Annotated in this window: 15 protein-coding genes and 1 pseudogene; 9 read left to right on the forward strand and 7 right to left on the reverse strand. The window is 42.6% G+C overall.

What is annotated here, in order from left to right; all coding sequences use genetic code 11:
• Positions 1-162 precede the first annotated feature (162 nt).
• From AC4II3_RS19830 to AC4II3_RS19850, 5 genes are read right to left on the reverse strand one after another with little or no spacing between them, the layout of a single operon-like run.
• Entirely contained in the window at positions 163-342 is a 180-nt protein-coding gene (locus AC4II3_RS19830) for a DUF6760 family protein (RefSeq protein ID WP_083305059.1), read from the reverse strand.
• Positions 336-701 carry a hypothetical protein gene (locus AC4II3_RS19835; RefSeq protein WP_070396564.1) on the reverse strand — a complete coding sequence of 122 codons (366 nt, stop codon included), beginning with the start codon at positions 699-701 and terminating at the stop codon, positions 336-338. The genes AC4II3_RS19830 and AC4II3_RS19835 overlap by 7 nt, the downstream gene beginning before the upstream one ends.
• A 39-nt stretch (positions 702-740) precedes the next feature.
• Positions 741-1,166, reverse strand: coding sequence for a phage tail protein (locus AC4II3_RS19840; RefSeq protein ID WP_075898052.1), 426 nt, complete (start codon positions 1,164-1,166; stop codon positions 741-743).
• Positions 1,167-1,213: 47 nt separating this feature from the next.
• A complete protein-coding gene (locus AC4II3_RS19845; RefSeq protein WP_488014200.1) occupies positions 1,214-2,422 on the reverse strand; it encodes a phage tail sheath family protein in 1,209 nt (402 codons plus the stop codon).
• A 28-nt stretch (positions 2,423-2,450) separates the two neighbouring features.
• Positions 2,451-3,323, reverse strand: a complete 873-nt coding sequence (locus AC4II3_RS19850; RefSeq protein WP_488014202.1) for a Pvc16 family protein — start codon at positions 3,321-3,323, stop codon at positions 2,451-2,453.
• Between the two features lie 245 nt (positions 3,324-3,568).
• On the opposite strand from AC4II3_RS19850, the gene AC4II3_RS19855 reads away from it, so the two are divergent.
• The 7 genes from AC4II3_RS19855 to AC4II3_RS19885 all read left to right on the forward strand — a co-directional run bounded on the left by AC4II3_RS19855 (position 3,569) and on the right by AC4II3_RS19885 (position 7,649).
• Positions 3,569-4,564, forward strand: a complete 996-nt coding sequence (locus AC4II3_RS19855; protein WP_488014203.1) for a hypothetical protein — start codon at positions 3,569-3,571, stop codon at positions 4,562-4,564.
• Between the two features lie 234 nt (positions 4,565-4,798).
• Positions 4,799-4,957, forward strand: coding sequence for a hypothetical protein (locus tag AC4II3_RS19860; protein ID WP_488014205.1), 159 nt, complete (start codon positions 4,799-4,801; stop codon positions 4,955-4,957).
• Between the two features lie 164 nt (positions 4,958-5,121).
• Positions 5,122-5,604: a response regulator transcription factor gene (locus tag AC4II3_RS19865; protein ID WP_488014207.1), complete on the forward strand. Its 483-nt coding sequence runs from the start codon at positions 5,122-5,124 to the stop codon at positions 5,602-5,604.
• Between the two features lie 739 nt (positions 5,605-6,343).
• Positions 6,344-6,541, forward strand: coding sequence for a type II toxin-antitoxin system HicA family toxin (locus tag AC4II3_RS19870; RefSeq protein WP_488014208.1), 198 nt, complete (start codon positions 6,344-6,346; stop codon positions 6,539-6,541).
• Positions 6,541-6,750 carry a type II toxin-antitoxin system HicB family antitoxin gene (locus tag AC4II3_RS19875; RefSeq protein ID WP_488014210.1) on the forward strand — a complete coding sequence of 70 codons (210 nt, stop codon included), beginning with the start codon at positions 6,541-6,543 and terminating at the stop codon, positions 6,748-6,750. The genes AC4II3_RS19870 and AC4II3_RS19875 overlap by 1 nt, the downstream gene beginning before the upstream one ends.
• Before the next feature lie 90 nt (positions 6,751-6,840).
• Positions 6,841-7,182 (forward strand): element excision factor XisI family protein, encoded by a 342-nt coding sequence (locus AC4II3_RS19880; RefSeq protein WP_488014211.1) that lies wholly within the window; start codon positions 6,841-6,843, stop codon positions 7,180-7,182.
• A gap of 119 nt (positions 7,183-7,301) precedes the next feature.
• Positions 7,302-7,649 carry an element excision factor XisI family protein gene (locus tag AC4II3_RS19885; RefSeq protein WP_488014213.1) on the forward strand — a complete coding sequence of 116 codons (348 nt, stop codon included), beginning with the start codon at positions 7,302-7,304 and terminating at the stop codon, positions 7,647-7,649.
• Between the two features lie 80 nt (positions 7,650-7,729).
• Here the strand turns inward: AC4II3_RS19885 and AC4II3_RS19890 are convergent, their stop codons facing one another.
• Positions 7,730-8,170, reverse strand: coding sequence for a hypothetical protein (locus tag AC4II3_RS19890; protein ID WP_488014215.1), 441 nt, complete (start codon positions 8,168-8,170; stop codon positions 7,730-7,732).
• An 80-nt stretch (positions 8,171-8,250) separates the two neighbouring features.
• Here AC4II3_RS19890 and AC4II3_RS19895 point away from each other — a divergent pair, with 80 nt between their 5' ends.
• A complete protein-coding gene (locus AC4II3_RS19895) occupies positions 8,251-8,574 on the forward strand; it encodes a hypothetical protein (RefSeq protein WP_488014217.1) in 324 nt (107 codons plus the stop codon).
• A 79-nt stretch (positions 8,575-8,653) separates the two neighbouring features.
• Here the strand turns inward: AC4II3_RS19895 and AC4II3_RS19900 are convergent, their stop codons facing one another.
• Complete coding sequence (locus tag AC4II3_RS19900; RefSeq protein ID WP_488014219.1) at positions 8,654-8,917, reverse strand: hypothetical protein; 264 nt, start codon at positions 8,915-8,917, stop codon at positions 8,654-8,656.
• Between the two features lie 150 nt (positions 8,918-9,067).
• On the opposite strand from AC4II3_RS19900, the pseudogene AC4II3_RS19905 reads away from it, so the two are divergent.
• Positions 9,068-9,499, forward strand: a pseudogene (locus AC4II3_RS19905) (tetratricopeptide repeat protein); the annotation flags it as partial.

Consider the following 9,499-nt stretch of genomic DNA (forward strand, 5'->3'; position numbering starts at 1 on the left):
TAGCTTTTAACAGATGCACCCCAGCTCAATAGCGATCGCTAATTCTGTGAGCCTTTAGATAAACTCTATCTGAACGGGCAAGATGCCCGTTCCACCCACCAGGTCAAGTAGCTTTTAACAGATGCACCCCAGCTCAATAGCGATCGCTAATTCTGTGAGCCTTCAGATAAACTCTATCTGACCGGTTTGGGCATTCAAACGTCGATTAATCTGGGCAATTTCCTCCACCCACCGTCGTCGCTGACTGTGTTCCATGGCCATGATAGATTCATAGTGCCAATGAAAGTGGTAGGCCAGATAGGCTACCTCCTGATGGAGTTGATCCAGGGGGTAGCCTAATATTCCCCCGACATATCTAGTTCCACGGCAAAATCTTTTTCACAGTGGGGACAGATAATCTGGAGCGATCGCATGCCATTGCCATTGATCCGATTGTACAGATCCTGCAAATAAGCCAAGTCTGAGGCAAATAACCCTTCAATCACTTTTGGGTTAATCATTTCAACAGAACCGATGCGGGTGACCACCCGAGATAGCAGAATCACAATTAAATAGGCTGGATTAGATTGTACGCGAGGGTCTTTCAGGGGCACAATTTCATCAGCAGCCGTTGCCAATCGCATTGTCCCTTCCCGATGTAAATTCCCCTGTTTGTCCACATAACCTGCTGGTAATGTAAACTCATACTCAGTTTGCAGCATTGTTGCTTGCTCAGGCATCATGGTGAGATTAGTCATAATTTATACCCGCTCCAGACGTTCACAACTCACGGTAAGGGTATCAATGGCAACATCACTTCCTTTGGCATCCAAACTAGGTGCTTCATACTTACTAGCCCAGGCGTTAAAGAAGTTCCAGCGTACTTTCTCCTGTCCGGTATCATCAAGCAGAATGATGGAACCATTTTTGCGTTCAACCTCTCCATTGACTGCGGCTAAGTGCCAGTCATAGAGTTCACGGGAATCGGTTATTCCCCATTTCAGGGAAATATCAGGGTAACTGGCTTTCCCTCGCAGCTTACGTACTGTAGCATCGTCTCCACCTTCACGATATTCAACGACTTCTACTTCAGAACCAAAACCACTACATTCAGAAAATCCTGCCTGAACAATACCATCAATTTCCATCAGGAAACGAAAGTTCTTATAGGGATCAACTCTTGCCATGACTAAATCTCCTTTCCAGTTAGTTCAAAAGTTTATTACTCGCCTTATTACTCACCAGCGGTTTGCTGGATGCGGAAGATAACAAATTCCGCAGGCTTGACAATGGCTACCCCAATCAGGGCAACGACTTGGCCTAACTCTCTTACTTCTTTGGGATTGGTTTCCGCGTCACATTTAACAAAGAAAGCTTGCTCTGGTGTTTCCCCAAACAAAGCTCCATCGCGCCATTCATTTAACAAGAAGTCACCTACTGTCCGTTTAATCCGTTGCCACAGGGCTAGATTATTCGGTTCAAAGACAGCAAATTGAGTACCATCATCAATCGACTCTTGTAGGTAGTTGAAATAGCGACGGGTACTGACGTAGCGAAAATCAGCATTAGCATCATCTGCCATAGTCCGGGCTCCCCAGACTTTAATGGTGCCTTTGAAAGAACGGATAACGTTAATCCCTTCCGGATTTAAACCATCCTGCTGGGCTTTACTAATGGGACGACTGACATCGAGGGCATTAACAATAACTTCGTTAGCAGGTGCTTTAAACACTCCCCGGGTGGCATCATTACGAGCATAGATTCCAGCAAGATGACCACTAGGAGGTATAGTATCTGGGGCATTGCTAACGGGATCAAAGACTTTAATCCAAGGATAGTAGATAGCAGCATAGCTGGCTTGCTGACTACGACCAACGGGACGGATATTTTCTACATCACTTGGCTCTTTAGTTTGATCGCCATCTAGGACGGCCACTCGGTCTCCCATCTTGGCGCAGTGAGCGATAATAGCAGTGTGTTGAGTTTGACTTATTGCTCCAGGGACGGCAACAATGGTGATTTCATCCTCTGTTTCAAACTTCTCTAACTCTTCAGCCGGGTTATCAATGTCTGTTGCAGCGGCAACCCGCAGTACATAACAACGGGAACCTCCGTTGAAGAAGAAGCCATACACCCCATGGGCTAAGATTTTATTGCCCTCTTGGAAATCACCAAACCTAGTTTTGAACTCTTCCCAACTGGTAATTAATGTTGGTTCACCTGCGGTCGTCAGCTCATACGGGGCAGGAACAGGATTACCCTGATCATCTAAAACAGGGTTACCATCACTATCATTTTGAAACTGTCCTGGTTGCTGTGGCATAGTAACATTATCAGCTACCACACCAATAAACCCAGCGACACTGGTTGCAACTCCAGCAATGGGTAGGGAAGCGGGTGGCACGTATTCAACATATACGCCTGGCGAAAGATACTGTGGCATAATTCTTACTCCTTGATCATCACAAAAATTACTGCTGTAACTCTAAGTTGTAATTACTTGCTGGGGATTCTACTGGGATAGTGATATTAACCTCCTGTACTAAATTTTCTAACTGCACCCGTAAGGTATAAGCACCAGCGGTAATTGCCCCGATGGTGTACTGTCCATCTTTATCAGTGGCTGCGCTCAGATTACACTCAACCAAAATAACCGTTGCGCCTACAACAGGTTTATTGTCAGCATCGGTAACTCGCCCACCAATCCGGAAAAATCCTTGTGCGGTGCCTGGCACCAGTTGTTGTGAGGATGGTGAAATCCGCTCACCTAATTGCCAATTTTGAGTAATGACAATGGGGGTTGGCTCTGGCTCAAAGAGTTCCTTGATCGCAATGGTTACTGTGACTGTGATGGAAGGACGTAATTGATTCCCCAAGGCAGTCCAAAACTCAGCAGTGCTTTGTACTCCATCTAGTTGAGCAGTTACCATTGGTAAGGCTGGTTCTTGCCCAGCAAGTCGGGTATTTTCTAAAAAAGGTATTTCTGGAATAGTTGGATAGGCTAAGAATACTTGCAGCACTTGGCTGAGTAATCGGTGTTCTTGCAGGGGTAATTCTTCGCCACCAATGGGCCAAGCTGTGACTAAATAAGAACAGGCTATGCGCTTTGGAGGATTATGAATAATTGCCTGTCCATTGCGCCTCTCGATCGTTGGTTCATTATTACGTAGTTCCAGGTGTTCCCGAATATCGTACAGAAATAAATTCACCGTCGTCTGTCCAGGACTAAACGATTCTGAGGGACGCTCAAAGGAAATTTGAGCCTCCGCTAATTCTGGAAACCTCGACGATAGGCTGGTCTGTTCCAAAATTCTTCTCAACACTTGACTCAGATCGCTAATCATCCTGACTGACCTGGTTGGATTTACTGAGCAGCCACGCACCAGACTCTCACAGGCTAGGGCGTGTTTGAAAACTTATTTATTATTAATTCTTTCAGACATCCTCTACCAGTCACGTTTTCTAGCTAGTCAAGTTCAACTAGCTCATTTGAACTAATCGATTTGGACTAGCAAGATCCTGTGACTGGTTTTTCAAATCCAAAATTGATAAATTAACGCTATTCCTCTGTAGATAGGGAGATGGGTAGATGGGTAGATGGGGAAATGGGGAGATAGGGAAATGGGGAAATGGGGAGATAAAATTGATGGCTAGCCGTAATTTACAGAATTGGGATAAAAACTGCTATTTTAATGGGAGTGACGTCTTGAAAATGCTCATAACTCCCCTTTTCAGCCAACTTGATTCCAAGCAATGGATCTGTGTACTGGATCCAGCTTTGGCGCTCTCCTATTATGGAGTCCACATTGCTCAGCAGCTAGGAGAAATAATGGAACTCTGGATAGCAAGAGAGCTTTGGCATATTCTTAACAATACTAAGTTTTATTTACAACAACCAGAACTACTGATTTCCAAAAGCACTCTCAATGAAAAGGCATCTGAACAGGAGAAAGCAACCTTAGAGAGTGTGATTTGGTCGCTTCAAGAGTGGAAAGGATTACAAACCGAGAATGATTTGCTAGGACTAAATCTATTCTGGCTGGGGGATAGTCTCAGGGAGTCTTTACTGCCAAAAGGTACAACTACCAAGCTCTTGCCACGATGGGAATATTTAGCACGCTTATTAGATCGACGCATTAACCAGTCACAGGGGACCAATGATACTTTAATGGCGTCATTCCGGGATACTGTAGCTCTAACTGCGAGTTTAGATTCTGCTTTTATACTGAGCTATCAGAATCCTACAGATTTTAGTAATAATCGTCCTCCAGATATCTGCAAAGCTTTGGACAACTTGGGAATTTCTTGCCAACTGGTCAGTGGGCAGGATCGAATTGTGGCTTTGGAATCGGACTACTTACGCCAGTTGATGATTTACACTGGACTGGCAAAACTTTTATGGGAAGGGCTTCATCTGTGTGTTATACATCTTGTGACACCTGCACTTCCAGTATCTGAAAGAATGTCTAAGCTGTCTTGGAGCGATAACTTTGCCTGTGAGCCTGAAGACTTGGGGAATTTCCCAGAGTTGAAGGAAGATCTATGGATAAATACTAAAGCGTTCTGGTATAGTCTTTCCATTTGAGATATAAACATAGAACTAAAACCTTTAGAGAAGAGAAAAGTCCGGATCGGCTAACAGCAATAAGGAATACAGCGTTTTTTTTATTATCAAAAATTAAAATATAGTTTTACAAATCATTTGTAAAGCCTAGATAAACTATAAGTTTTTTAACAATTTAATTCCTTTTTGATTGCTATTCAACAAAATGGAAGGGGGGGTCAGACCATCCATGGATCTGATCTTCCTAAATCATTTGTGAATAGTTATAGTAATCGGTGTAATGGTGTTGACAAATTCAAGGAACGAAGCTATGCAGCGCAGTCTTGGGGAGCTCAATCATTCCCTGCTCCGAAGTTCGTCAGCGGTGAGCTAAAAGCTCACGCTACGCGAACAGCCGTCAGCCGTAGCCCATAAGCTGATAGCTAATAGCTGTTCGCGTAGCGCTAATCGCTGACCGCTAATAGCTAATAGCTGATAGCTAATAGCTGATAGCTGATAGCTGATAGCTTACTTTTATCTTTCCCCAGGTTCCGCTGATCAATCAAACAGGATGTCTATAGGTACTTGAAATTTTTCTTATGAAAGAAAAACGTAATCTTACTCTTTATGGTCAAGATCTAGCTAGTAAAGATCTAGAATCAGAGTTAGTAAATCAAGTGATTGGTAAGCTGTTTATCAATAATTCTTGTTTTTTAGTTTGTGAAACAAACCACGAATTTCAAAGTAGTTCAGGGACTAGCTCTAATTTACTCCCTGAAAACAGTTGTCCTTTGAATACAGTTGGTTATCTGGAGGTAAATGGAAAAGTTTATGCAATTACAGAAGAAAATACTACTTCCGCCACATCTCATCTTGCTAGTCTCTTAACAGAACGAGAGTTACAAATTGTTACTCTTGTTGCTTCAGGTCAGTCTAATAAGCTAATTGCTAAACACCTTGAAATTAGTGAATGGACAGTTTCTGCTCATCTACGTCGGATCTTCCTGAAGCTGGATGTCGATAGTCGAGCGGCTATGGTTTATCAATGTGCTCCTTTGATTCAACAATTACAAATGAAGTAGCTATAGCCTGAGTAACTGCTATCAGCGGTCAGCGGTCAGCGGTCAGCTGACGGGTAAATCCTTACCCATCATCTTGTACAGCACTCGATGCGATCGCGTAATCTTGTATGGCACTGAATGCGATCGCATAATCTTGGAAACGCGATGCGTGAGCATTGAGCCGCTACGCGAACGCATTTTATTCTAATGATGTAGACAGGCTTTTTAGTACTTTAACTCTTACCTACTCTATGCTCCCTAATTTTAGATCATAAGCTCCCTTTTTATATCAGTAAATTTAAAAATACTGTCAAATTAAATAACACCTAACTGAGTCTATAAATAGCTAATTACACTATTTGTAAATAAATGTAAATATTATTCATTTAACTCTTGCATTTTTTTGAGGAGTTATCTATACTATAGAAGGTAAAGACCGATACTAATAGCCGCGCTGGTCAGAACCGTTAATCACTACCAGCGCGGCTTTCCTCCCAACCAAGTAGGAGTTACTTCCATGATGGCAGACAAATCACGATCATCAATCCCAGCTTTTCAGCAACCCACCGGTGCTAATGATGCTGGTTTGGTTAAAAGTTGGAATTTTTTACTCTTTTAGGCTTGCTGCGTTACCCTGTCGAGGGCGCACCCTACAAGATCGTGGGATTAGCCCAAAGAGTTAGGGCTTGGCCTACGCACTGGCAATCAATGGGATTAGCCCTTTGGGCTACGCTACGCGAACGCCTTAAAACACAAGATTATGAAAGTCAAAGAAGTGATTAAAGTGTTAGAGGGAGATGGCTGGTATCTTGCTAGGACAAGAGGAAGTCATAGACAATATAAGCATCCCTCAAAGTCTGGTACGGTAACAGTATCGGGTAAATCAAGTCTTGAGGTTCCAATTGGGACTCTTAAAAATATATGGCGACAAGCTCAAATAGAGGAGGACAAAATTTAATGCGCTATGCAGTTGTTATTGAAAAAGGAAAAAATAGCTACGGTGCTTATGTTCCCGATCTTCCTGGGTGTGTTGCGGTGGCAGAAACATTAGAAGAAGTTAAACAATTAATTACTGAGGCAGTGATTTTTCATTTGGAAGGATTGAAAGAAGATGGATTAAGTGCTCCTGAATCAGTGTCATTCTGTGAGTATATTGAGGTGGCTTAGGGCGCACCCATCATACTCAACCAGAAACGATACCGTGCCGTATCAGATTAGATTACTAATTTATGATGTGAAACAGGAGGTAATTGTTCAATGGCTGTAGAGCAATATCGCCAGTATATTCGACATCTTCTTTCGGAACGTGCTCAACGGGCTTCACGGCAAACAATTGCACCAGAATACGAGGTTCAGACCGTCTTTGATACAGAGCAAGATCACTACCAACTGCTCTATGTTGGTTGGCGTGGGAATAAACGTGATTTTGGCTGTATTTTACATGTTGATATTAAGGGTGGAAAAATCTGGATTCAGCATGACGGCACGGAAGAGGGACTTGCCAACCGATTAGTGGAAATGGGAGTGCCTAAACAGGATATTGTTTTAGCTTTTCATGAACCTGAAGTACGTGAGTTTACCGGTTTTGGTATAGGTTAAGGGTTAGAATAGATTTACAGATTAACCCGAAAAATACGGCAGTTTCCATAACTATCAAGTACACAGAATTGTTTTCCTGCTCCCTGCTCCCTGCTCCCTGCTCCCTAAAAACCCAGAACATGGAAACCACAAATCAACCCTTAGATCAATGGCGTAAAAACCTAGAAAATATTTTAAAGTATTACGCCAATCTTCCTTACCGTTATGGTGATGTAACTACCTCTGTAATTATCAGTAGCGATTGCAATCATTTTATGCTGCTCCATGAAGGCTGGGAAAACCATTGCCGTGTATATGGTACTATAGTTCATGCTGAAATCCGCGATGGTAAAATCTGGATTCATTACGATGGGATTGAGGATGGTATCACGGATGAATTGGTTGCCACAGGAGTACCGAAGGATAGGATTGTTCTTGCTTTTCATCCCCCTGATATTCGTCAACATACTGGCTATGGGATTGCATAGCAAAGGGAACAGTCCAGTAAGGTGATAATGGTGCTTGTTTGGTTAATATGCTGAATCCGATCAAGTAAAGCCAGTGGTTGTTAAGCCAATTTTCCGACTGTAGTCAGTAATTTCTTGGAATCGCTATTTAGTAGCAACCCTTGTCTGTCTTCGACATCTGAAAGGTCTTCCAGCATTTCTAATAAATAACCATTTGGTTCTGCTACACACCAACAATAGGGATTCATTTTGTCCCGATGTCCTTCTGGTAAATCTGTTGCTACCATAGTTTGATAATGCCTAGCCAGAAGCTTCGCTAACCACAAATAGTCTTTGCCTAGTGAAACTCCCTTTGTATAGGAAATAGTTATATCCATAGGAAAACCTATTTCATAGTCATTTATCATTACAAATGCTTCGGCTTTACTATCAGGATAGATTAAGGTTTCACACCTTAAATCGAGGCTTTTAGACAAAAATTGAATCAACTCATATTCATCTACTACTTTATTTAGGTAAAATTGCATTTCTGTGGACAACATAACTTACGGCGGTTTGCATAACCATCAGGTACACAGAACGGGCTAAGATAGGATTACATTATCTTATCAAGGTTTTTGATATGACACGTTTATTACAGTATGTCACGAATGAGCAGGGAGAAAGAGTTGGGGTTTTATTGGATTGGAACACCTATTCTCGACTCGCTAATCCATTAGGGTTGGATGAGGAGTGTTTACTTGGTTTGAGTGTAGATGAGTTAGAAGCACTGGCAAGTTGTAAATTGGCTGTGGCAGATCAAACTCGTTTGGATGATTTAGTGGCCAGAAATGTAGAATCATTGCTCTGCACTGATGAGGTGGCTGAGTTAGATGACTTGTTGGGAAAGGCGGATCAATTGACAATTCTCAAAACTCGCGCCAGATATACACTTAAGTGCTTATAAAATAGGACAACGGCAGCGTGAGTGTTTACATTCGGATTCAGTTACAGCGACAAATTCGTAATCGCTTTAGTTATTCTATTTATCGACAATTTTGATTCTTATTTTTCAGACGTTGAGCGAGTAGACAATCCTCAAAGCTCAATGCTTCTTCGTCTAGGAAGTTTGCAATTGCCATTTCAATGGTAGCTTCGAGGGAACATTCCAATTCCGTAGACTTTTCCTGGAGTGCAACCTTTATGTAGTCAGGCAAATACTGGACAAGCTGAGCGATCGCATCTGGGGAAAGGTGTTGGGTGGTGAAGGTTTGAGTCATAAGACTAGGGTTGCTTAAACCAGTTGTCATTTTTCAATTTCTACTTAAGCACCTAAACAAAATTAATTTCCTACTACGAATCTCTGTAACCCTTACATCGTAATGCTTTGAGTTTTGCAAAATGTGTAATTAATTTTGTGCACCTGCTTATCCTAGTCTGCCTTAGTATACTATTCTGGGGAATATCATAAGGCAGAACAATTTCACCAGGACGCGATTAACGTAATTGAAAAGTTCTACGGTCCCAATCACCCTAACTTAGCAGTGCATAAAGCAAGTTTGGCACTGACCTACAAAACCCTGGGCAAGTTGACCGAGGCCATAGAATTGTATCAAGAGTGCATCAAGTCCCTCAACTCAACTTACGGCAACAATCATCCCCAAGTGGGAATGTACCTGAGTGACTTGGCTTGGCTGATCTCGGAAGAGAGTAAGGAATTGGATAAAGCTAGCTGTGAGCTTTTTCCACAAATCTCTCAGTATCCTCACGCCAGTGTTAGACCCCAATCATCCCAGTATTCGCAATGCCCGGAAGGGGCTAAATGTGCTCTACGGTCGAATCGGGAATCGGGAATCGGGAATCGGAACCCACCCCTAACCCCTCCCAGGAGG

The sequence above is a fragment of the Moorena sp. genome (assembly GCF_982860115.1).